This is a genomic window from Enterobacter sp. K510 (assembly GCF_055804875.1).
On sequence record NZ_JBNRLQ010000006.1, the window covers coordinates 80,974 to 105,043 of the forward strand.

The window sequence follows — 24,070 nt, forward strand, 5'->3', positions numbered from 1 at the left end:
GGGTGATAAAAATTGAAAAAGCTTAAACTACATGGCTTTAATAACCTGACCAAAAGCCTGAGTTTTTGTATTTACGATATCTGTTATGCCAATACGGCTGAAGAGCGCGATGGTTATATCGCCTATATCGATGAACTCTATAACGCCAATCGACTGACGGAGATCCTGACGGAAACCTGTTCGATTATTGGCGCGAATATCCTGAATATCGCCCGTCAGGATTATGAGCCGCAGGGCGCCAGCGTGACGATCCTCGTCAGCGAAGAGCCCGTTGAACCGCATCTGATCGACAACACTGAACATCCCGGCCCGCTGCCGGAAACCGTGGTAGCTCACCTCGACAAGAGCCATATCTGCGTTCACACCTACCCGGAAAGCCATCCGGAGGGCGGACTGTGCACCTTCCGCGCGGATATTGAAGTCTCGACCTGTGGGGTGATTTCACCGCTGAAAGCCCTGAATTATTTAATCCACCAGCTTGAGTCCGATATTGTGACCGTTGACTATCGCGTGCGCGGCTTTACCCGCGACGTGTCGGGTAAAAAACACTTTATCGATCATGAAATCAATTCGATTCAGAACTTCCTGTCCGATGACATGAAAGCGCTGTATGACATGGTGGATGTGAACGTTTATCAGGAAAATATCTTCCACACCAAGATGTTGCTGAAAGAATTCGACCTGAAACACTATATGTTCCACACCCGCCCGGAAGATCTCACCGCCGACGAGCGTAAAGTGATCACCGAAGCGCTGTGGAAAGAGATGCGCGAAATCTATTACGGCCGCAATATTCCCGCCGTGTAAGACTGGTTTACGGAGCAGGGACGCTCCGTAATGATTATTTCTGCTGCAGGAATTCGCGGTACGCTTTCACCACTTGCAGGAAATCCTCCACGCCGCACAGCGACAGGCTCTCCTCGTCGTAGTAATTCATCCCCTCTTCCATCTCGTCGCCGGAAAACTCCAGCTGGTTGGCGCGCACGATGATCTCTTCGCCGTCCATCCACAGGGTGTATTCGTGTCCGACGCGCTGCCACTGACGCTCGCTGCCTTTCACTGTCCGCGCCGCCGCTTCCACTTCATCAAGCAGGGCGAGGTTCTCTTTCACTTCTTCATTAAACCAGTGACCGACCACCTCGTGGCCCATCGACATGCGTACCTTCACCACGCCGGTGATATCACGCAAAAATTCGTAATCCATGATGCATTCCTCTGATCCAGCAATGGGGTAATTATCGCAGCAGCGGGAAAGAAAAACAGCGGGACGGGCGGAGGATATAGAAATAAAAAGGGTGAGCGCGGATCACCGCCCTCACCCTTGTTTTCTCACCAGTGGAGAATGCTCACTTACACGGCAGTCTGGAAGATCACCGCGTCAGCTTTTTCGGTGTACTGACCGAGTTTGTCGAAGTTCAGATAGCGATAGGTGTCTACTGCGGTCTTATCGACCTGCGCCATATAGGTCTGGTACTCCTCCGGCGTCGGCAGTTTGCCGAGCAGGGAAGAGACCGCCGCCAGCTCTGCGGACGCCAGGAACACGTTCGCGCCGGTGCCCAGACGGTTCGGGAAGTTACGCGTCGAAGTGGACACTACCGTTGAGCCGTCTGCCACACGCGCCTGGTTACCCATGCACAGTGAACAGCCCGGGATCTCAACGCGCGCGCCGCTCTTACCAAACACGCTGTAGTAGCCCTCTTCGGTGAGCTGCGCGGCATCCATACGGGTTGGCGGCGCGACCCACAGACGGGTCGGCAGCTGGCCTTTATGGTTGTCCAGCAGCTTACCGGCCGCGCGGAAGTGACCGATGTTGGTCATGCACGAACCGATAAACACTTCGTCAATCTTCTCACCCGCCACGTCAGACAGCAGACGCGCATCATCCGGATCGTTCGGTGCACACAGGATCGGCTCTTTGATATCTGCCAGATCGATGTCGATCACTGCCGCGTATTCGGCGTCAGCATCGGCTTCCATCAGCTGCGGATCCGCCAGCCATTTTTCCATGCCCTGAATACGACGCTCCAGCGTACGGCGGTCGCCGTAGCCTTCCGCAATCATCCACTTCAGCAGGACGATGTTGGAGGTCAGGTATTCTTCAATCGGCGCTTTATCAAGCTTGATAGTACAGCCCGCCGCAGAACGTTCCGCTGACGCATCCGCCAGTTCAAACGCCTGCTCCACTTTCAGCTCCGGCAGCCCTTCGATTTCCAGGATGCGACCAGAGAAGATGTTTTTCTTCCCTTTCTTCTCAACGGTCAGCAGACCCTGGCGAATGGCATACAGCGGGATGGCGTGCACCAGATCGCGCAAGGTGATACCCGGCTGCATCTGGCCTTTAAAGCGCACCAGCACCGATTCCGGCATATCCAGCGGCATCACGCCGGTCGCGGCGGCGAAGGCCACCAGACCAGAGCCTGCCGGGAAGGAGATGCCAATCGGGAAACGGGTATGGGAGTCACCGCCGGTACCCACGGTATCCGGCAGCAGCATACGGTTCAGCCATGAGTGGATGATGCCGTCGCCCGGACGCAGCGAGACGCCGCCGCGGTTCATAATAAAGTCCGGCAGTGTGTGGTGCGTGGTGACGTCCACTGGCTTCGGATAGGCCGCGGTGTGGCAGAAGGACTGCATCACCAGATCGGCAGAGAAGCCCAGACAGGCCAGGTCTTTCAGTTCATCACGGGTCATCGGCCCGGTGGTGTCCTGCGAGCCCACCGAGGTCATTTTCGGTTCGCAGTATTCGCCAGGACGCACGCCCTTCACGCCACAGGCGCGGCCCACCATTTTCTGCGCCAGTGAGAAACCTTTATCGCTCGCCGCCACCGGCTTGGCAATACGGAAGACTTCACTGTGCGGCAGACCCAGCGCTTCACGCGCTTTGGTGGTCAGGCCACGACCGATAATCAGCGGAATACGGCCACCGGCGCGCACTTCGTCGATCAGCACGTCGGTTTTCAGTTCAAAGTTCGCCAGCAGTTCGCCAGTTTCGTGGTTACGCACTTCGCCTTTGAACGGGTAGACGTCAATCACGTCGCCCATGTTCAGCGCGTTCACGTCCACTTCAATCGGCAGCGCGCCGGCATCTTCCATGGTGTTGAAGAAGATTGGCGCGATTTTGCCGCCCAGCACCAGACCGCCGCCGCGCTTGTTCGGCACGTTCGGAATGTCGTCGCCCATAAACCAGAGTACGGAGTTGGTGGCGGATTTACGGGATGAACCGGTACCGACCACGTCGCCCACGTAGGCCAGCGGGAAGCCTTTTTTGTTCAGCTCTTCGATCTGTTTGATCGGGCCAACGCTACCCGGCTGATCCGGCACAATGCCTTCACGGGCGTTTTTCAGCATCGCCAGCGCGTGCAGCGGAATATCCGGGCGCGACCAGGCATCCGGCGCCGGAGAGAGATCGTCGGTGTTGGTTTCGCCGGTCACTTTAAAGACGGTGACGGTAATTTTTTCAGCCAGCGGTGGACGGCTCAGGAACCATTCGGCCTCGGCCCAGGAGTGCATCACCTGCTGTGCGTAAGCGTTGCCCGCTTTGGCTTTCTCTTCCACGTCGTAGAAGTTGTCGAACATCAGCAGCGTGTGGGACAGCGCTTTGGCGGCACCCGGCGCCAGCTTAGCATCGTCCAGCGCGTCGATCAGCGGATGGATGTTGTAACCACCCTGCATGGTGCCCAGCAGTTCAATGGCTTTTTCCGGAGTGACCAGCGGAGAGGCGGTTTCGCCTTTGGCGACGGCTGCAAGGAAACCGGCTTTAACGTAGGCGGCTTCATCAACGCCCGGCGGGACACGGTTGGCTAACAGATCTAACAGGAATTCTTCTTCGCCCACTGGCGGGGACTTCAGCAGCTCGACCAGCGCAGCCATTTGCGTGGCATCTAAGGGTTTTGGTGCAATCCCTTCAGCGGCACGTTCAGCTACGTGCTTACGGTATTCTTCTAGCACGACGGTTCTCCTCGCTCTCATTGTCATAGTGCGGCCGGCAGTTTCTTCACGCTCCTGTGAGACAGCAGTTTGTAGGGTAAAAGCCCGGTACCGCGACGGGCAGCATAGCAGGATTTAAAGGGGGTGTTAATCTGTTTACAAAAAAGCAACATTAAAAATTAGCTGAATCGTTACGGGCGATACACCTCTCTTTCACAGGGCTTCTCCGGCAGACGAAAATACCTTTTTATCCCCCACGGCTGACTCTGCAAAAGGGCTTATCCCTACGCTTTGCAATGTTTACTAACACTCTTGTTGTCCGGTTATGGACGGGCCAGAGCGCGATGCCTGTTTTAATCAAAAAATAAACAATCAGCGCTTTATACTCGCGGGCATTTACCGCCATCTGGCCTGTGTTTAATCGCGTGTATCCCACCGGATACCGGGAGAACCTCATGAAGTTGCCATTCAAACCTCAACTCCTGATGCTGCTGTGCAGCGTCGGGATTTTAGCCGCCTCGGGCGTGCTGTATGTCAAAAGCAGGACGCCTGAAACACCGCCGCCTGCCGTTGTCGCCCAGCCGGTTAGGCCCGCCCCGCCGCCCGCTCCGCCGGTCGCCACCCCAACCTTTACCACGGCGCAAATCGATCAGTGGGTGGCACCAATCGCGCTCTACCCGGACGCGCTGCTTTCGCAGGTGCTGATGGCCGCCACCTACCCCGCGAACGTCGTGCAGGCGGCGCAGTGGTCGCAGGATAATCCCACGCTCCAGGGCGACGCGGCGATCCAGGCGGTGATTAACCAGCCCTGGGATCCGAGCGTCAGATCGCTGGTGGCCTTTCCGTCGCTGATGGCATTGATGGGGGAAAATCCGCAGTGGGTGCAAAGCCTCGGCGATGCCTTTCTGGCGCAGCCGAAAGAGGTAATGGATTCAGTGCAGAAGCTGCGCGCGCTGGCGCAGCAGACGGGCGCGCTCACCTCCACGCCGCAGCAGAAAGTCAGCACCGTACCGGCGAAAAGCAGTACCGCGCCGCAATCCGCGTCCGGCAGCACTACCGTGGTGAGTACGCCAGCCCCGACGGTGATCAAAATCGAACCCGCCGATCCGGAGGTGGTGTATGTCCCGAGCTATAACCCGACCGTAGTGTACGGCAGCTGGCCGACGCCCGCCTATCCGCCGGTGTATCTGCCGCCGCCTCCCGGCCAGCAGTTCACCGACAGCCTGGTGCGGGGCTTAGGTTTCAGCCTCGGCGTCGCCACCACTTATGCGCTGTTCAGCGATATTGACTGGGATGACGATGACGATCATTACCATCGAGGCTACGACCACAACGGCGATAACATCAATATCAACGTCAATAACTTCAACCGCATTTCCGGTGGCAGGCTGGTCACCCAAAATGACACTGTGGTGTGGCAGCACAATCCTGCCTTCCGTAATAACCTGCCCTCCCGCGATGCGCAGCGTCAGACGGCAGCAAAGCAGTTAAACCAGATCGCGCAGCGCAATAATTATCGCGGTTACGATACCCCCACCATCATCGCCCGTCGCGAGGCGGCAAAAACTCAGTTCAACCAGTCCACGGCGCAGCAGAAACGCGAGGCGATACAGGCCCGCCGGGACAATCCCACCGCGCAGCAGCAACAGCGCCGTGAAGCCATCAAAGCCCGCCACGATAACCCGACGCCGCAACAGCAACAGCGGCGGGAAAAGCTGCAACAGCGCCAGAGCGCTTCCCGTGCCACGGCGTTGAGTGGCAATGACAGCCGTTCCCCCTCCTGGCAGGCGCAGCGTCAGCGCGGCGAGCAGAGCCGCCAGCGTCTGAACCGCGAACAGCGCAGCTCGTTACGTGAACATGCGGCCGAACGCCGTGAACTTAACCGTCGTTAATCAGGCAGGGATCATGAAACTACAGAAAATTATCGCCGGATTGCTGCTGATGTTACCGGTGATGGGTCAGGCGCAGCAGGCGTTCAGCACGCCGGAGCAGGCCGCCAGTACGCTAGTCAGCGCCATCCAGGATCAAAATGACAGCGTGCTGACGCAACTGCTCGGCGATGACTGGCAGCAGATCCTGCCGCCGGACGGGGCAGATGCGCAAGCCGTGGCGCGTTTTCTGCGCGACTGGCAGATAAGCCATCAGATTGATGAGCAGAACGGCGTGGCGCACCTGAGCGTCGGGCGCGGTCAGTGGCAGCTCCCCATCCCGATGGTGAAAACCGCCGCGGGCTGGCAGTTTGATACCGCACGCGCCGCCGACGAAATCCTCACCCGTACCCTCGGGCGCAATGAGCTGTCAGCTATTAACGCGCTCCAGGCTTATTTGGACGCGCAGCGGGATTACTTCGCCCTTAACCACCATTATGCGCAGAAGCTTATCAGCAGCGAGGGTAAAAAAGATGGCCTCTACTGGCCGGTGTCACCGGGGGAAGCGCCCAGCCCGCTTGGCCCGGCGTTCAGCCCGACCGCGCCCGGCGAGGGTTATCACGGCTATCGTTTCCGGTTGCTGACGGGTAAGGGGCAAGGTAATGATGCGCCTGCCGCGCTGCTGGCGTGGCCGCTGGACTACGGCAAAACCGGCGTCGCCACCTTTGTGATTGACGGTCAGGATCGGGTATATCAGCGGGATTTCGGCGCGCAGACGGCACAGCAGATTGCGGGGATAACGCAGTTTACGCCGGACGAGCAGTGGCAACCAGTGCAGCCCTGAAGGTAAAACGCAGGCATAAAAAAAGCGGCTTTTAAGCCGCTTTAATGTCCGGTCCTGTTTGCCCGGCGGCGCAAGCTTGCCGGGCCTACGTCTTTTAAATTCGCAGGCCGGGTAAGGCGAAGCCGCCACCCGGCAACACAAACTCAGACGCTTACTTCTTTTTCGCTTTCGGGTTCGGCAGGTCGGTGATGCTACCTTCGAACACTTCAGCAGCCAGGCCCACGGACTCATGCAGAGTCGGGTGCGCATGGATAGTCAGCGCCAGATCTTCCGCGTCACAGCCCATTTCGATAGCCAGACCGATTTCGCCCAACAGCTCGCCGCCGTTGGTACCGACAATAGCGCCACCGATCACACGGTGAGTCTCTTTGTCGAAAATCAGTTTGGTCATACCGTCTGCGCAGTCGGACGCGATAGCACGGCCAGAAGCAGCCCACGGGAAGGTGGCGGTTTCGTAGCTGATGCCTTTCTCTTTCGCTTCTTTCTCGGTCAGACCAACCCAGGCAACTTCCGGCTCGGTGTACGCGATGGACGGGATCACTTTCGGATCGAAGTAGTGCTTCATGCCGGCGATAACTTCAGCGGCAACGTGACCTTCGTGAACGCCTTTGTGCGCCAGCATCGGCTGACCGACGATATCGCCGATAGCGAAGATGTGCGGTACGTTGGTACGCAGCTGTTTGTCGACACGGATAAAGCCACGGTCGTCCACTTCCACGCCAGCTTTGCCTGCGTCGAGGTTTTTACCGTTCGGCACACGGCCGATAGCCACCAGCACGGCGTCATAACGCTGCGCTTCAGCAGGGGCTTTTTTGCCTTCCATGGAAACGTAAATACCGTCTTCTTTAGCTTCAACGGCAGTCACTTTGGTTTCCAGCATCAGATTAAATTTCTTGCTGATGCGCTTGGTGAAGACTTTAACGATATCTTTGTCAGCCGCCGGGATCACCTGGTCGAACATTTCAACCACGTCGATCTCTGAACCCAGCGCATGGTATACGGTGCCCATTTCCAGACCAATGATACCGCCACCCATAACCAGCAGGCGCTTAGGTACTTCTTTCAGCTCCAGGGCGTCGGTGGAATCCCATACGCGCGGATCTTCATGCGGAATGAACGGCAGTTCGATCGGACGGGAACCCGCCGCGATGATCGCGTTGTCGAAGTTGATTACGGTTTTGCCGTTTTCGCCTTCCACTTCCAGGGTGTTAGCCCCGGTGAATTTACCCAGACCGTTCACCACTTTCACTTTACGGCCTTTTGCCATACCGGCCAGACCGCCAGTCAGTTGGGTGATGACTTTTTCTTTCCAGGTACGAATCTTGTCGATATCGGTTTTCGGTTCGCCGAAGACGATACCGTGCTCAGCCAGCGCTTTGGCTTCTTCGATAACTTTAGCAACGTGCAGCAGCGCTTTAGAAGGGATACAGCCGACGTTCAGACAAACACCGCCGAGGGTGTTGTAACGTTCAACAATGACGGTTTCCAGACCTAAATCAGCGCAACGGAAGGCAGCAGAGTAACCTGCCGGGCCTGCCCCAAGTACCACGACCTGAGTTTTGATTTCAGTACTCATCATGACCTCTTATTGATTTCCGGCAGTCCAGGGACGTATCGCCCTTCATCGCCGGGACGTTCTATCCGCCCGCATAGTACAAAATTGTTAACAATTTTGAAACAACAAACGGTAAACGAGTTGTCCTTTGTCCCAATAACCCCAATAACATAACGAGATTACCAGAAAAAAGCCGACCGTCAGGCCGGCTTTCTTATTTACATCACCAGACGGCGAATATCAGACAGCATGTTATTGATGATGGTGATGAAACGCGCACCATCAGCACCGTCGATCACGCGGTGGTCGAAGGACAGAGAGATCGGCATCATCAGACGCGGCACGAACTCTTTACCATTCCAGACCGGCTCCATCGCGGATTTGGACACACCGAGGATAGCCACTTCCGGCGCGTTAACGATCGGCGCGAAGTGCGTGGTACCCAGGCCACCGATGCTGGAGATGGTGAAGCAACCGCCCTGCATTTCGCCAGCCGTCAGCTTACCGTCACGTGCTTTTTTGGAGATCACGGTCAGTTCGCGGGACAGCTCGGTGATGCTCTTCTTGTTCACGTCTTTGAACACTGGAACCACCAGGCCATTCGGGGTATCAACGGCCACACCGATGTTGATGTATTTCTTCAGCGTCAGACGCTGTGCATCTTCAGACAGGGAGCTGTTGAAGCGAGGCATCTGCTCAAGTGCAGCGGCAACGGCTTTCATGATGAAGACAACCGGGGTGAATTTCACGTCCAGTTTGCGCTTCTCAGCTTCGGCGTTCTGCTGCTTACGGAACGCTTCCAGGTCAGTGATATCGGTTTTGTCGAAGTGCGTAACGTGCGGGATCATCACCCAGTTACGGCTCAGGTTAGCACCAGAGATTTTCTGGATACGGCCCAGTTCAACTTCTTCCACTTCACCGAACTTGCTGAAGTCCACTTTCGGCCATGGCAGCATGCCAGGCAGACCGCCGCCGGTGGCAGCAGCAGGTGCCGCTTCAGCGCGTTTCACCGCGTCTTTCACGTAAGCCTGAACGTCTTCGCGCAGGATACGGCCTTTACGACCCGTGCCTTTCACTTTCGCCAGGTTCACGCCGAATTCGCGCGCCAGGCGGCGGATCAGCGGCGTTGCGTGGACGTAAGCGTCATTTTCAGCAAACTCAGATTTGCCTTCCGCTTTCGCCGGTGCAGCGGCGGCCGGTGCTTTTGCCGCCGGTGCTGGTGCTGCATCCTGTTTGGCCGCAGCCGGAGCCGCAGCCGGGGCTGCGCCTTCCACTTCGAAGACCATGATCAGGGAGCCGGTAGACACTTTGTCGCCGGTGCTGATTTTGATTTCTTTCACGGTGCCCGCGAACGGTGCCGGAACTTCCATGGAGGCTTTGTCGCCTTCCACAGTGATCAGTGACTGCTCAGCGGCAACTTTGTCGCCCACTTTCACCATCACTTCGGTCACTTCAACTTCATCACCGCCGATGTCCGGTACGTTTACGTCTTTCGCGCCCGCCGCTGCTGCCGGAGCAGAAGCCGCTTCTTCTTTCACCTGCGGTTTCGCGTCGCTGGCAGCCGGAGCGGCGCCTTCCACTTCGAAGACCATGATCAAGGAGCCGGTGGACACTTTGTCGCCGGTGCTGATTTTAATTTCTTTCACGGTGCCCGCGAACGGTGCCGGGACTTCCATAGAGGCTTTGTCGCCTTCCACAGTGATCAGCGACTGCTCAGCAGCCACTTTGTCGCCGACTTTAACCATGATCTCGGTGACTTCAACTTCGTCGCCGCCGATATCCGGTACGTTGACGTCTTTGGCAGCCGCCGCAGCCGGTGCAGAGGCTGCTGCCGGTGCTGCTTCTTTCTTCTCTTCTGCTTTCGCAGGTGCTGCATCAGCAGCACCGTCAGCGGAATCGAAAATCATGATCAGTTTGCCAGTCTCGGTTTTGTCGCCAACAGAGACTTTGATCTCTTTAACAACGCCAGCCTGAGGTGACGGGACTTCCATAGAGGCTTTGTCGCCTTCTACGGTGATCAGCGACTGTTCAGCTTCAACTTTGTCGCCCACTTTGACCAGGATCTCGGTGATTTCAACTTCATCAGCCCCGATGTCCGGTACATTGATTTCGATAGCCATTCTTCTTTTACCTCTTACGCCAGACGCGGGTTAACTTTATCTGCATCGATGTTGAATTTGGTAATTGCTTCTGCAACTACTTTCTTGTCGATGTCGCCACGTTTAGCCAGTTCGCCCAGTGCTGCAACAACCACATAAGAAGCATCAACTTCGAAGTGGTGACGCAGGTTTTCACGGCTGTCAGAGCGACCGAAGCCATCAGTACCCAGTACGCGGTAATCGCTTGCCGGGATGAAGTTACGGATCTGCTCAGCGAACAGTTTCATATAGTCAGTTGATGCCACTGCCGGTGCGTCGCTCAGAACCTGTGCAACGTACGGTACGCGCGGCTCGTCGGTCGGGTGCAGCATGTTCCAGCGCTCACAATCCTGGCCATCGCGCGCCAGTTCGGTGAAGGAGGTCACGCTGAACACGTCAGAACCGATACCGTAGTCTTTCGCCAGGATCTGCGCTGCTTCACGTACGTGACGCAGGATAGAACCGGAGCCCAGCAGCTGAACTTTACCTTTCGCGCCTTCGACAGTTTCGAGTTTGTAGATACCTTTACGGATCCCTTCCTCGGCGCCTTCCGGCATCGCTGGCATATGGTAGTTTTCGTTCAGCGTGGTGATGTAGTAGTACACGTTCTCTTGCGCTTCACCGTACATACGATGCAGACCGTCATGCATGATGACAGCAACTTCGTAGGCGTAAGCCGGATCGTAAGAGATACAGTTCGGGATGGTCAGCGACTGAATGTGGCTGTGACCATCTTCGTGCTGCAGACCTTCGCCGTTCAGCGTAGTACGACCAGAAGTCCCGCCGATCAGGAAGCCACGTGCCTGCTGATCGCCTGCTGCCCAGCACAGGTCGCCGATACGCTGGAAACCGAACATGGAGTAGTAGATGTAGAACGGGATCATCGGCAGATCGTTGGTGCTGTAAGAGGTCGCAGCGGCCAGCCAGGAAGAACCTGCGCCCAGCTCGTTGATACCTTCCTGCAGGATCTGACCTTTCTCGTCTTCTTTGTAGTACGCAACCTGCTCACGGTCCTGCGGGGTGTACTGCTGGCCGTTCGGGCTGTAAATACCAATCTGACGGAACAGACCTTCCATACCGAAAGTACGCGCTTCGTCGGCGATGATCGGCACCAGGCGATCTTTGATCGACTTGTTCTTCAGCATCACGTTCAGGGCACGCACGAAGGCGATAGTGGTGGAGATCTCTTTGTTCTGTTCTTCCAGCAGCTGGTTGAAGTCAGCCAGGGTCGGCAGCTCAAGCTTCTCAGAGAATTTCGGCTGGCGAGACGGCAGATAACCGTTCAGCTTCTGACGCTGGGCGTGCAGATAAGTGTGCTCTTCAGAACCTTCCGGGAAGGTAATGTAGGACAGCTTCTCAACCTGCTCATCGGTCACCGGCACATTGAAACGATCACGGATGTAACGTACACCGTCCATGTTCATTTTCTTCACCTGGTGGGCGATGTTTTTACCTTCAGCGGTGTCGCCCATGCCGTAACCTTTGATGGTATGGGCCAGGATGACTGTTGCTTTGCCTTTGGTTTCCTGCGCTTTCTTGAATGCAGCGTAGACTTTCTTCGGATCGTGGCCACCGCGGTTCAGTGCCCAGATCTCATCGTCAGACCAGTCGGCAACCAGCGCGGCAGTTTCCGGGTATTTACCGAAGAAGTGCTCACGAACGTACGCGCCGTTTTTGGATTTGAAGGTCTGATAGTCGCCGTCAACGGTTTCGTTCATCAGCTGGATCAGTTTACCGCTGGTGTCTTTACGCAGCAGCTCATCCCAACGACCGCCCCACATCACCTTGATCACGTTCCAGCCAGCGCCTTCGAAGATGCCTTCCAGTTCGTTGATGATTTTGCCGTTACCGGTTACCGGGCCGTCCAGACGTTGCAGGTTACAGTTGATAACGAAGACCAGGTTATCCAGTTTTTCACGGGTCGCGATGGTGATCGCGCCTTTGGATTCCGGCTCATCCATCTCGCCGTCGCCAAGGAAGGCGTAAACGGTTTGCTGGGAAGTATCTTTCAGACCACGGTGTTCCAGATATTTCAGGAATTTAGCCTGGTAGATCGCACCAATCGGACCCAGACCCATAGAGACGGTCGGGAACTGCCAGAATTCCGGCATCAGTTTCGGGTGCGGGTAGGAAGACAGGCCATTGCCGTGTACTTCCTGACGGAAGTTGTTCATCTGCTCTTCAGTCAGACGACCTTCCAGGAATGCGCGAGCGTAAACGCCCGGAGAGATGTGGCCCTGGAAGTACACCAGATCGCCACCGTCTTTCTCGCTGCGTGCGCGGAAGAAGTGGTTGAAGCAAACTTCATACACAGTCGCAGAAGACTGGAAAGACGCCATGTGGCCGCCCAGCTCGAGGTCTTTTTTAGACGCACGCAGCACGGTCATGATGGCGTTCCAGCGGATAGCAGAACGAATGCGACGTTCCAGCTCCAGATTACCCGGGTATTCCGGCTCATCTTCAACGGCAATAGTATTTACATAGTTGCGAGCGTTTGAACCAGCTGCCACGTTAACGCCGCCTTTGCGGGCCTGAGACAGTAACTGGTCAATCAGATACTGAGCGCGCTCAACACCTTCTTCACGGATGACCGATTCGATCGCCTGTTGCCAGTCGCGAGTTTCGATCGGATCCACGTCATTGATTAAACGATCTGACATGGGTTTTTCCTTATCTATCTAATTTTCGTTGATTAATCTGGAACCTGTCCCATTGTATTTTCGGCAGAAAACACAATAAGACAGGTTCTGCGTTTAGTTGCCGCGCTCTAAATTATGGCGCTTAATCCTTTCTTTGCTGTAGGCGGCGCATTGAGCGTTCACGACGGCTCTGCTCACGGCTGCGGTCCAGCAATATTTCCTCAATAAACGCCAGATGCCGGTGAGACGCTTCACGCGCCTGCTCCGGCTCTCTGGCGATAATCGCCTCAAAAATTCTGGAGCGATGGTTGCTTACCAGCGGGAGCATTTCCCGGCGGGCATACAGCAATTCAAAATTCTGACGAACGTTCTGCGCCATCATTGGTTCCATGCAGCGTAGCAAATGCAGCAAAACCACATTGTGCGCCGCTTCGGTGACGGCAATCTGATACAGGACGACGGCATCGGCTTCGGCATCGAGATCCCCGGACTCCTGCGCGCGCTCGATCGCCTGATGCAGCTCGCGGATGCGCGCGCGATCGTCGTCGGTGCCACGCAAGGCCGCGTAATAGGCGGCAATGCCTTCCAGCGCGTGGCGCGTCTCGAGGAGGTCAAACTGGGATTCGGGGTGATCGGACAAAAGCTCTACCAGCGGATCGCTGAAGCTCTGCCACAGGTTACTCTGGACAAAGGTACCACCGCCCTGGCGACGCAGTAGCAGGCCCTTGGCTTCAAGGCGTTGGATCGCCTCGCGCAGCGAAGGACGGGAAACGTCGAACTGTTTAGCCAGCTCACGTTCCGGAGGAAGTTTTTCACCGGGGCGCAATGTCCCTTCAAGGATCAAAAACTCCAGTTGCTGCTCTATCACATCGGATAATTTAGGTTGGCGGATTTTACTGTAGGCCATTGTTCCCTGTCCTAAGCCGTTTTCCCGGAGTGCCATTTAACCGGAGTCAATTGGTCTGACCAATTTCATGTTCTTGACGCTAAAGTAACAAAGTATTCACCTTCTGTCCATACAGGTTTTGATTGAAATCAGGGAACCACGCACATTTTAACAACATTACAGAAATAACGTTTCAGAAATGTAACTTCGCACAAATGAACCTGCTACTCATAAAGAGGCATATTTAACTTATGTGAAACGCCTGACCGGTAAAGTGAACCGATTCAGTCGCACGAAAAACGAGTAAATACCCATTTCTGGAGTGGAATTATGCATTTGAGGTAATGAAGAGGAGGAATGGCTACTATTTACAATTGGTTTCTTTTTATTCAGTCGTCATGCGCCCCTAATAAAGCAGGTGCATTCGCATGCGCTTACCACTATTCTGATGCAGACGAAAGACTCAGCGCCATATTTAAGAAAGACCTTTCGTAAACATATAAATACAACAAATGGAATTTCATCCGTACACGCACACAACAGCGTACTAATAATAACCACACACGAGGTTTCATGATGGAAGGTCAACAGCACGGTGAACTGCTGAAGCGCGGGCTTAAAAACCGCCACATTCAGCTTATTGCGCTGGGTGGAGCTATCGGGACTGGCCTGTTTCTGGGCAGCGCGTCAGTCATCCAGTCCGCCGGGCCGGGAATTATTCTCGGCTATGCGATTGCAGGTTTTATCGCTTTTCTGATCATGCGCCAGTTGGGCGAGATGGTGGTTGAAGAGCCGGTAGCCGGTTCGTTCAGCCATTTTGCCTATAAATACTGGGGCGGTTTCGCGGGCTTCGCGTCCGGCTGGAACTACTGGGTGCTGTACGTACTGGTTGCCATGGCGGAACTGACCGCCGTCGGTAAATACATCCAGTTCTGGTGGCCGGAGATCCCGACCTGGGCGTCGGCCGCCGTGTTCTTCGTTTTAATCAACGCCATTAACCTCACCAACGTGAAAGTGTTTGGCGAGATGGAGTTCTGGTTTGCCATTATCAAAGTGATCGCGGTCGTGGCGATGATCCTGTTCGGCGGCTGGCTGCTGTTCAGCGACAGCGCCGGTCCACAGGCTACCGTGCGCAACCTCTGGGAACAGGGCGGATTCCTGCCTAACGGCTTTACCGGGCTGGTGATGATGATGGCGATCATCATGTTCTCCTTCGGCGGGCTGGAGCTGGTGGGCATTACCGCCGCCGAAGCCGATAACCCGCAGGTCAGCATCCCGAAAGCCACCAACCAGGTGATCTACCGCATTCTGATCTTCTATGTGGGCTCGCTGGCGGTGCTGCTGTCACTGCTGCCGTGGACGCGCGTGACCGCCGACACCAGCCCCTTCGTGTTGATCTTCCATGAGCTGGGCGACACCTTCGTGGCTAACGCCCTGAACATTGTAGTGCTGACCGCCGCGCTGTCGGTGTACAACAGCTGCGTGTACTGCAACAGCCGTATGCTGTTCGGTCTGGCGCAACAGGGCAACGCGCCGAAAGTGCTGGCGAAAGTGGATAAACGCGGCGTGCCGGTGGGCACCATTCTCATCTCTGCGCTCTTTACCGCGCTGTGCGTGCTGATCAACTACCTGGCACCGGGCGAAGCCTTCGGCCTGCTGATGGCGCTGGTGGTTTCGGCGCTGGTGATCAACTGGGCGATGATAAGCCTGGCGCACATGAAGTTCCGCCGCGCAAAGGATCTACAGGGTGTGAAAACCCGCTTCCCTGCCCTGTTCTATCCGCTGGGTAACTGGATCTGCCTGCTCTTTATGGCGGCAGTGCTGGTGATTATGGCGATGACCCCGGGCATGGCGATCTCCGTCTGGCTGATCCCGGTGTGGATGCTCATCCTTGCCGTCGGTTACTTCTTCAAACAGAAGAACCTGAAAACCGCAAAAGCGCATTAATCTTGTTGCTTTCCCCCCTCTCCTTCGGGCGAGGGGGACCCGCCCCTGTTACCTGGTTCACACTTTCCCCTGCATAGCCATTTTGTCCATCTCTTTAACTTAAACCTGCTACGCAAAAAAGTCATAGCGTGCGAATAATTCTCTCCATATCTCAACGGGAGAATTGTCGATGGACAACGCTAAACTGTCAGTCAAAGAAAAGATCGGCTACGGAATGGGAGACGCCGGATGTAATATTATCTTTGGCGCTATCATGTTGTTTGTGAATTATTTCTATACGGACATATTTGGTCTGGCTCCGGCGCTGGTGGGCGTATTACTGCTTTCCATCCGCGTAATTGACGCCGTAACCGACCCGATTATGGGCGCGCTGGCAGACAGAACGAAGAGCAAATATGGGCGATTTCGTCCATGGCTGTTATGGATTGCGGTGCCTTACGCGGTGTTCAGCGTGCTGATGTTTACCACGCCGGACTGGACCTATAACAGCAAGGTTATCTATGCGTTTGTCACCTATTTTCTGCTGTCGCTGACCTATACCGCCATCAACATTCCTTACTGCTCGCTGGGCAGCGTGATCACCAACGATCCCAAAGAGCGCGTTGCCTGTCAGTCTTACCGTTTTGTGATGGTGGGGATCGCCACCCTGCTGCTGTCGCTGACGCTGCTGCCGATGGCGGAGTGGTTTGGCGGCGAAGATAAAGCCAAAGGCTACCAGATGGCGATGACGGTGCTGGCGTTTATCGGCATGTGCATGTTCCTCTACTGCTTTGCGACGGTGCGCGAGCGCGTCAAACCCGCCGTCCCGACCAATGACGATCTGAAAAAAGACTTCAAAGACGTCTGGAAAAACGACCAGTGGGTTCGCATTCTGCTGCTGACGCTGTGTAACGTCTGCCCCGGCTTCATCCGCATGGCGGCCACCATGTACTACGTCACCTGGGTCATGGGACAAAGCACCCATTTCGCCACCCTGTTTATCAGCCTCGGCGTGGTGGGCATGATGATTGGCAGTATGCTGGCGAAAGTGCTGACCGACCGCTGGTGTAAATTGCAGGTCTTCTTCTGGACCAACATTGTGCTGGCGATTTTCTCCGGCGGCTTTTACTTCCTGGATCCGCAGGCGACGACGCTTATCGTGGTGCTCTATTTCCTGCTTAACGTTATTCATCAAATCCCCTCCCCGCTGCACTGGTCGCTGATGGCGGACGTGGATGACTACGGCGAGTGGAAAACCGGTAAACGCATCACCGGCATCAGCTTCTCCGGCAACCTGTTCTTCCTGAAAGTGGGTCTGGCGGTTGCCGGGGCGATGGTAGGCTTCCTGCTCTCCTGGTATGGTTACGACGCGGGCGCGAAAGCGCAAAGCGCAAGCGCCATTAACGGTATCGTACTGCTGTTCAGCGTCATTCCGGGCGTGGGCTATTTGATCACCGCGGGCGTGGTACGCCTGTTGAAAGTCGACCGTGAAACCATGAAACAGATCCAGAGCGATCTGGAGAAACGTCGCACTAATTATCGCGAGCTGAATGAGACTGCTTCCCATCAGCCGGTTAAACCATAAGGAAAGCCTGATGAACCCGTGGCCCAATCCCTTTATCGAACAACGCGCCGATCCCTTTATTCTGCGCCACGACAACGCCTACTATTTTGTCGCCTCGGTGCCGGAATACGATCGGCTGGAGATCCGCCGCGCCGCCACTATCGAAGGATTGCGCGAGGCGCCTGCAAGCGTGGTCTGGCGTAAACCCGCCAGCGGCCCGATGAGCCAGCTTATCTGGGCGCCGGAGCTGCATCATCTTAACGGCAAGTGGTATCTCTATTTTGCCGCCACGCACACCCACGATCTGGATGCGCTGAATATGTTCCAGCACCGTATGTTTGTGCTGGAGTGCGCCGACGCCGATCCGCTGACCGGTCGCTGGACGGAAAAAGGGCAGATCAAAACACAGTTCGACTCTTTCTGCCTGGATGCCACTACCTTTAAGCATCAGGGTAAACAGTGGTACCTGTGGGCGCAAAAAGATCCGGCCATTGAAGGCAACTCAAACTTGTACCTGGCAGAGCTGGAAAATCCCTGGACGATTAAGGGTCAGCCGGTGATGTTAAGCAAACCCGAATTTGACTGGGAGTGCCGGGGCTTTAAGGTCAATGAAGGTCCGGCGGTGCTGTTCCATGGCGATCGGTTATTTATCAGCTATTCCGCCAGCGCCACCGATGAAAATTACTGCCTGGGCCTGCTGTGGATCGCTATTGACGCCGACCCGCAGCAGCCGGAAAACTGGCATAAATCCCCGCAGCCGGTCTTTGTGACCAGCTATGAGAATCGCCAGTACGGGCCGGGTCATAACAGCTTTACGCAAACGCCGGACGGCCAGGACGTGCTGGTTTACCACGCCCGCAACTACACCGAGATCGAAGGCGATCCGCTGTACGATCCGAACCGTCATACGCGGCTGAAAGTGATCCACTGGAAAGAGGACGGGATGCCGGACTTTGGGGTGCCACCGGCGGATAACAATTAAGAAGATTGCCCGGCGGCGCTTCGCTTGCCGGGCCTACATATGCTTGTAAGCGCAGGATCTGTAGGCCGGATAAGCGCAGGATCTTGTAGGCCGGGTAAGCGCAGCGCCACCCGGCATCGTCTCAAAAGTTACACCAGCGTCCCGTAAATCGTCAGCAGCGCCACCACAACCACCACCACAAAGGACGTTTTCTTCGCCATTGAAACCGCCACTTTTGGCGTCTCGACGCGGTCCAGATGCGGCTCACGCGCCAGCGAATACTGCGCCAGCCGCGTCAACACCTGATACTGCGACGTATGACGATCGTAAAGTGAGGCAAACCAGGCCGGAAGCGCCTTTTCACCGTGACCAATCAGCGCATACACCACGCCCACCAGCCGTACCGGGATCCAGTCCAGCACATGCAGAATGGCATCAATCCCGGACTGATGGCGCTGCGGCGGCGTCATATAACGCGCCAGCCACGACTGCCAGGCGCGTAAAAACGCATAGCCTACCAGCGTCACCGGTCCCCATGTCCCGCCGACGATAAACCAGAACAGCGGCGCGAGGTAAAAGCGGAAGTTAATCCACAACAGCGCATTTTGCAGCTCGCGTAAAAACTCACGCTCATCGCAGTCCGGCGGCACGCCGTGGATCATCGTCAGTTCACTGGCCATTGCGCCGCGCGCATGGGCATCATCCCGCGCTGCGGCCTTCAGGTAAGCGTGATAGTGCAGCCGTACTTTGCCCGCGCCGATACATAACAGCCCAAGCAGGATCCACACCACCAGCAGCGGCACGTTGTAAAACAGGCCATAAAGCGCGCGTAACACGAGAAAGGTCGCCAGCATCGCCAGCGCGGTCATACCCAGCGTATGGAACATCGAAAAATGGCGGATGCGGCGGAACAGCACTTCAAGGCGGTGATCGAGCTGCCAGTGCTCGCCGAGTTTAAACAGGCGCTCGGCAATCAGAACTAACAGCATAGTAAACAACGTCATGTCATCTCCTTATCTGACGAGGGGGTGACCAGAGCACGAAATGTCGCCCAGTCAAAAGCCGGGCCGGGATCGGTTTTACGCTCAGGTGCGATATCGCTGTGCCCGGTTATATTGTCAGCAATTGCCGGATAAAGCCCGATCAATGTTTGCGTCACCGCGGCTAACTGCTGATATTGCGCCGGGGTGTAGGGCGTGGTGTCCGTTCCCTCAAGCTCTATGCCGATGGAAAAATCATTGCACCGCTGGCGGCCCGCATAACAAGACACACCCGCATGCCAGGCGCGTTTATCGAAAGGAACGTACTGCACGATTTCGCCATCGCGACGGATCAGGCAATGCGCTGATACGCGCAGATGGGCAATCTCAGCGAAGAAGGGATCGGCTTGCGGATCCAGCGTACCGGTGAACAGCGCATCAATCCACGGCCCGCCAAATTGTCCGGGCGGCAGGCTTATATTATGCACAACCAGTAACGAGGGGGTCTCATCGTCCGGGCGGCAGTCATGGTGCGGCGAAGGCACATGGCGCGCATCCACCAACCAGCCCTTGTTTAACAGCATGCAGGATCTCCTAAGATATGGTGCTGATACACGGTTCAGAGTAGCATGTTTCAATCTTTTGATTCGTTACCCTTTTTGGAGTTTATCATGCCGCCTCGCCGCTATAACCCCGACCATCGACGTGACGCGCTTTTAGAACGTATTAACCTCGACATTCCTGCCGCTGTGGCGCGCGCGCTGCAGGAAGATCTCGGTGGAGAGGTTGATGCGAACAATGATATTACCGCCCAATTATTGCCCGCAGACGACCGCGCACACGCCGTGGTGATCACCCGCGAAGACGGCATTTTCTGCGGTAAACGCTGGGTGGAAGAAGTCTTTATTCAGTTGGCTGGCGACGCTGTCGCCCTGACGTGGCATGTCGCCGACGGCGATGCCATCACCGCGAATCAAACGCTGTTTGAGCTGGACGGCCCGTCCCGCGTGCTGCTGACCGGCGAGCGCACGGCGCTTAACTTTGTGCAAACGCTCTCCGGCGTCGCCAGCGTGGTCAGCCGCTACGTCGCGCTGCTGGCGGGCACCAAAACGCAGCTGCTGGATACGCGCAAAACCCTGCCGGGGCTGCGTACCGCGCTGAAATATGCCGTGCTGTGCGGCGGCGGGGCGAACCATCGCCTCGGGCTGTCGGATGCCTTCCTGATCAAAGAGAACCACATTATCGCCGCGGGCAGCGTCCGTCAGGCAGTGGAAAAAGCCTTCTGGCTGCACCCCGACGTGCCGGTGGAGGTGGAAGTGGAAACCCTGGATGAGCTGGATGATGCGCTGAAAGCCGGGGCCGACATCATCATGCTCGACAACTTCGACACTGACCAAATGCGCGAAGCGGTGAAGCGCGCCAGCGGCCAGGCGCGGCTGGAAGTGTCCGGCAACGTCACCGCAGAAACGATCCGCGAATTTGCCGACACCGGCGTGGATTACATTTCCGTGGGCGCGCTGACCAAGCATGTGCAGGCGCTGGATCTGTCGATGCGTTTCCGCTGATAGCGTGCGTTGCCCGGCGGGAGGCGTCGGGCAATTTTTCGTAGCCGCTCGCAATAATCGTGCTGAATATTGCAACACGCGTAAAATCTTCTGAAGCCGCCTTCGCGGATACGTTTTATCCCCTCGCACCGCCCCGCCATAAATGCCAGAGTCGCTCCAGGTCAACAAGGAGCACATTATGGACACGCAAAAAGGATTTACCTTAATTGAGTTGATGGTGGTTATCGGCATTATTTCGATCCTCAGCGCCATCAGCATACCCGCCTACCAGAATTACCTGCGCAAAGCGGCGCTGACGGACATGCTGCAAACCTTCATCCCCTACCGGACAGCAATCGAACTGTGCGCCCTCGATCATGGCGGCGTGTCGGCCTGCGATGCGGGCAGTAACGGCATTCCGTCGCCTACCACCACCCGCTATGTCTCCGCCATGAGCGTAGTGAAAGGCGTCGTGGCGCTTACCGGACAGGAAAGCCTGACCGGGCTTGGCGTTACCCTCACGCCGCAGTGGAATAACAGCAATGGCATGACGGGCTGGGATCGGCTGTGCACGGTGCAGGACGATGGCGCGCTGAAACAGGCCTGTGAAGAGGTGTTTCGCTTCAGCGGTCAACAGGAGGCGAAATGAAACAGGAACAGTTGATCGCGTTATGTCAGCGTCATAACGCCCTGCTGCTGGAGAGTAACGATCGGCGCATCGCTATCGCGGTTATAAACGAACCGTCTGACGATCTGATGGCTGCGCTGCGCTTTGCTACCCAAAAGCGTATCGACATTGAGTGCTGGACGGCGGAGGAGATGGAAAAACACCGGCAGCGTCTCTCTGCGCCGCAGCTATCTGTTGTGACGCAGGACAGCGCCACCACGACGGCGTTTCTCGATCATACCCTGCAACAGGCGCTGACGCTGCGGGCATCGGATATCCACTTTGAGCCGGGCGAGGCTGATTTTCGAATTCGTCTGCGGGTGGACGGCGTACTGCACACCTTGCCGCCGGTGGCGCCAGCCATGGCGAAAACCCTGGTGGCGCGTCTTAAGGTACTGGGCAATCTGGACATTGCCGAGCGCCGCCTGCCGCAGGACGGGCAGTTTACCGTAACGCTCAACGGTAAAGCCATTTCGTTTCGCATTGCCACCCTGCCCTGCCGCTACGGTGAAAAAGTTGTTCTGCGTCTGCTGCATCAGGTCAATCAGACGCTGGAGCTGACGCAACTGGGCATGCTGCCGGAACAGCTGGCGCAGTTTCAGACCGCGCTCAGCAAACCCCAGGGCCTGCTGCTGGTGACCGGGCCTACCGGCAGCGGTAAAACGGTGACGCTCTACAGCGCCTTACAGTCGCGTAACAGCGATGAGGTGAATATTTGCAGCGTGGAAGATCCTGTTGAAATCCCGCTGGCGGGACTTAATCAGACGCAAATCAATCCACGTGCGGGCCTGAGCTTTCAGAGCGTACTGCGCGCGCTGCTGCGTCAGGATCCGGATATCGTCATGGTCGGTGAGATCCGCGATGGCGAAACGGCGGAAATCGCCATCAAAGCCTCGCAGACCGGGCATCTGGTGCTGTCGACGCTGCACACCAACTCCACCAGCGAAACCCTGACGCGCATCCAGCAAATGGGCGTTGCGCCATGGATGCTCGCCTCGGCGCTTTCGCTGGTGGTGGCGCAACGGCTGGTGCGCAAACTCTGCCCGCACTGCCGGTCAAAAATCCAGAGCGACACGCTGATCCCGCCAGCGCTGTGGTCGCGCCCGTTACCACGATGGCAATCCACCGGCTGCGAGCAGTGCTATCACGGTTTTTACGGCAGGATCGCGCTGTTTGAGGTGCTGCCGGTAAACAAGCCGCTGCGGCATGCCATCGCCGCGGGGGATACGGCCAGCGACATTCATCGCAAAGCGCGGCAGGCCGGAATGACCACGCTGTTCGAGAGCGGCTGTCTGGCCGTCGAGCGCGGACTGACCACGCAGGAAGAGCTGCTGCGCGTACTGGGTATTCCCCATGCCGACTAATACCCTGTGGCAGTGGCGCGGGCTGGATCAGGCGGGACATCCACGCGAGGGGCTGCTGTGGGGTGAGGACCGGGTCAGCGTGGCGATGGCCTTACAGCACCGCGCTGTGCACCTCTTACAGCTTAAACGCTGTCCGGTGCATGCGCGCGCCTGGCGGGGAACGCACAGCGAGGAGGTGATCCGCCAGCTGGCGACCCTGTTGCAGGCGGGGCTGCCGTTGCCGGATGGGTTACGGCTTTTAGCCGGACAGCATCCGCGCGCCCAGTGGCAGGCGCTGCTGCAACACCTGGCGGAGGAGCTGGAACAGGGCACGCCGTTTTCGGCGGCGATCCAGCAGTGGCCGCAGGCCTTTCCACCGCTGTATATTGCCCTGATCCACACCGGTGAACTGACGGGTAAACTCGATACTTGTTGTTTTGAGCTGGCGGCCCGGCAAAAGGCGCAGCGGCTGCTGGCGGCGAAGGTTAAAAAGGCACTGCGCTATCCGCTGATCGTGTTATCGCTGGCGGTGCTGATTGTGCTGGCAATGGTTTACCTGGTGCTGCCGGAGTTCGCCGCCATCTACCGCACCTTTAACGCGCCGCTGCCAGCGTTAACGCGCGGCGTGATGGCGCTGGCGGACGGTATACACCAGTGGGGCGCGGCGGTGCTGGTACTGTTTATCGCGCTGATTCTTACCCTGTATAAGCTGCGTAAAAAGCCGCGCTGGTTGCGCTATCGTCAGCGCCTGTTGCTGCGGTGTCCGGTGGTGGGCGCACTCCTGCGCGGGCAAAAGCTCAGCCAGATTTTTACCGTGCTGATGCTTACGCAAAACGCCGGTATCGCCTTTTTGCAGGGGCTGGAGAGTGTGGAAAATACGCTGCCCTGCCCGTACTGGCGTGACCTGCTGCATCAGGCGCATCATGAGATCACCCAGGGAGCACCGATCTGGCAGGCGCTGAAGAACAGCGGCGAATTTACCCCGCTCTGCGTACAGCTGGTCAGAACCGGCGAGGCGTCAGGGGCGCTGGATACCATGCTCGGAGATCTGGCTCGCTATCACAGCGAAAAGACGCAGCAGCTGGCAGATAACCTGGCCGCACTGCTGGAGCCGATCATGCTGATCGTCACGGGATTAATTATTGGTACGCTGGTGGTGGCCATGTATCTGCCGGTGTTTCATCTGGGGGATGCAATGAGCGGAATGGGATAGATAAGGCTGGCGCAG

The 24,070-nt window shown here is 56.7% G+C and carries 18 protein-coding genes; 10 read left to right on the top strand and 8 right to left on the bottom strand.

The annotated features are described in order from the left end of the window. Positions 1-12: 12 nt before the first annotated feature. Positions 13-807 carry an adenosylmethionine decarboxylase gene (gene speD / locus ACQUTD_RS11930; RefSeq protein WP_072570653.1) on the top strand — a complete coding sequence of 265 codons (795 nt, stop codon included), beginning with the start codon at positions 13-15 and terminating at the stop codon, positions 805-807. A gap of 34 nt (positions 808-841) precedes the next feature. Here the strand turns inward: speD and yacL are convergent, their stop codons facing one another. Next, positions 842-1,204, bottom strand: coding sequence for a protein YacL (gene yacL, locus ACQUTD_RS11935; protein WP_072570651.1), 363 nt, complete (start codon positions 1,202-1,204; stop codon positions 842-844). Positions 1,205-1,350: 146 nt separating this feature from the next. Then, positions 1,351-3,948: a bifunctional aconitate hydratase 2/2-methylisocitrate dehydratase gene (gene acnB, locus ACQUTD_RS11940; protein WP_099458813.1), complete on the bottom strand. Its 2,598-nt coding sequence runs from the start codon at positions 3,946-3,948 to the stop codon at positions 1,351-1,353. A 434-nt stretch (positions 3,949-4,382) separates the two neighbouring features. Between acnB and ACQUTD_RS11945 the strand changes: the two genes are divergently transcribed. Both ACQUTD_RS11945 and ACQUTD_RS11950 read left to right on the top strand, forming a co-directional pair. Next, entirely contained in the window at positions 4,383-5,819 is a 1,437-nt protein-coding gene (locus tag ACQUTD_RS11945) for a DUF3300 domain-containing protein (RefSeq protein ID WP_473276222.1), read from the top strand. A gap of 13 nt (positions 5,820-5,832) precedes the next feature. Continuing rightward, complete coding sequence (locus tag ACQUTD_RS11950; protein ID WP_473276224.1) at positions 5,833-6,639, top strand: DUF2950 family protein; 807 nt, start codon at positions 5,833-5,835, stop codon at positions 6,637-6,639. Positions 6,640-6,790: 151 nt separating this feature from the next. On the opposite strand, the gene lpdA is transcribed toward ACQUTD_RS11950, so the two are convergent. From lpdA to pdhR, 4 genes are all read right to left on the bottom strand, one after another. Beyond that, positions 6,791-8,215, bottom strand: coding sequence for a dihydrolipoyl dehydrogenase (gene lpdA, locus ACQUTD_RS11955; protein WP_072570823.1), 1,425 nt, complete (start codon positions 8,213-8,215; stop codon positions 6,791-6,793). A gap of 197 nt (positions 8,216-8,412) precedes the next feature. Then, positions 8,413-10,314: a pyruvate dehydrogenase complex dihydrolipoyllysine-residue acetyltransferase gene (gene aceF / locus ACQUTD_RS11960; RefSeq protein WP_473276226.1), complete on the bottom strand. Its 1,902-nt coding sequence runs from the start codon at positions 10,312-10,314 to the stop codon at positions 8,413-8,415. Positions 10,315-10,328: 14 nt separating this feature from the next. Next, complete coding sequence (gene aceE / locus ACQUTD_RS11965; RefSeq protein WP_072570645.1) at positions 10,329-12,992, bottom strand: pyruvate dehydrogenase (acetyl-transferring), homodimeric type; 2,664 nt, start codon at positions 12,990-12,992, stop codon at positions 10,329-10,331. A 121-nt stretch (positions 12,993-13,113) separates the two neighbouring features. Next, a complete protein-coding gene (pdhR, locus tag ACQUTD_RS11970; protein ID WP_072570643.1) occupies positions 13,114-13,878 on the bottom strand; it encodes a pyruvate dehydrogenase complex transcriptional repressor PdhR in 765 nt (254 codons plus the stop codon). A 552-nt stretch (positions 13,879-14,430) separates the two neighbouring features. Here pdhR and aroP point away from each other — a divergent pair. The 3 genes from aroP (at position 14,431) to ACQUTD_RS11985 (ending at position 18,329) form a co-directional block, all read left to right on the top strand. Next, entirely contained in the window at positions 14,431-15,804 is a 1,374-nt protein-coding gene (aroP, locus tag ACQUTD_RS11975) for an aromatic amino acid transporter AroP (protein WP_318363875.1), read from the top strand. A gap of 169 nt (positions 15,805-15,973) precedes the next feature. Beyond that, positions 15,974-17,368, top strand: coding sequence for a glycoside-pentoside-hexuronide (GPH):cation symporter (locus ACQUTD_RS11980; RefSeq protein ID WP_318377026.1), 1,395 nt, complete (start codon positions 15,974-15,976; stop codon positions 17,366-17,368). A gap of 10 nt (positions 17,369-17,378) precedes the next feature. Continuing rightward, positions 17,379-18,329: a family 43 glycosylhydrolase gene (locus ACQUTD_RS11985; protein WP_473276231.1), complete on the top strand. Its 951-nt coding sequence runs from the start codon at positions 17,379-17,381 to the stop codon at positions 18,327-18,329. Between the two features lie 128 nt (positions 18,330-18,457). On the opposite strand, the gene ampE is transcribed toward ACQUTD_RS11985, so the two are convergent. Both ampE and ampD read right to left on the bottom strand, forming a co-directional pair. Then, positions 18,458-19,312, bottom strand: coding sequence for a beta-lactamase regulator AmpE (ampE, locus tag ACQUTD_RS11990; RefSeq protein WP_072570635.1), 855 nt, complete (start codon positions 19,310-19,312; stop codon positions 18,458-18,460). Beyond that, positions 19,309-19,872 carry a 1,6-anhydro-N-acetylmuramyl-L-alanine amidase AmpD gene (gene ampD / locus ACQUTD_RS11995; RefSeq protein ID WP_072570633.1) on the bottom strand — a complete coding sequence of 188 codons (564 nt, stop codon included), beginning with the start codon at positions 19,870-19,872 and terminating at the stop codon, positions 19,309-19,311. The genes ampE and ampD overlap by 4 nt, the downstream gene beginning before the upstream one ends. A gap of 87 nt (positions 19,873-19,959) precedes the next feature. On the opposite strand from ampD, the gene nadC reads away from it, so the two are divergent. From nadC to hofC, 4 genes are all read left to right on the top strand, one after another. Then, positions 19,960-20,853, top strand: a complete 894-nt coding sequence (gene nadC, locus ACQUTD_RS12000; protein ID WP_318377030.1) for a carboxylating nicotinate-nucleotide diphosphorylase — start codon at positions 19,960-19,962, stop codon at positions 20,851-20,853. A 178-nt stretch (positions 20,854-21,031) separates the two neighbouring features. Next, complete coding sequence (ppdD, locus tag ACQUTD_RS12005) at positions 21,032-21,481, top strand: prepilin peptidase-dependent pilin (RefSeq protein ID WP_318377031.1); 450 nt, start codon at positions 21,032-21,034, stop codon at positions 21,479-21,481. Then, the gene (gene gspE, locus ACQUTD_RS12010) at positions 21,478-22,863 is read left to right on the top strand and encodes a type II secretion system protein GspE (RefSeq protein WP_473276234.1); all 1,386 of its coding nucleotides are present in this window, start codon (positions 21,478-21,480) and stop codon (positions 22,861-22,863) included. The genes ppdD and gspE overlap by 4 nt, the downstream gene beginning before the upstream one ends. Continuing rightward, positions 22,853-24,055: a protein transport protein HofC gene (gene hofC / locus ACQUTD_RS12015; protein WP_473276236.1), complete on the top strand. Its 1,203-nt coding sequence runs from the start codon at positions 22,853-22,855 to the stop codon at positions 24,053-24,055. The genes gspE and hofC overlap by 11 nt, the downstream gene beginning before the upstream one ends. Positions 24,056-24,070: the final 15 nt, after the last annotated feature.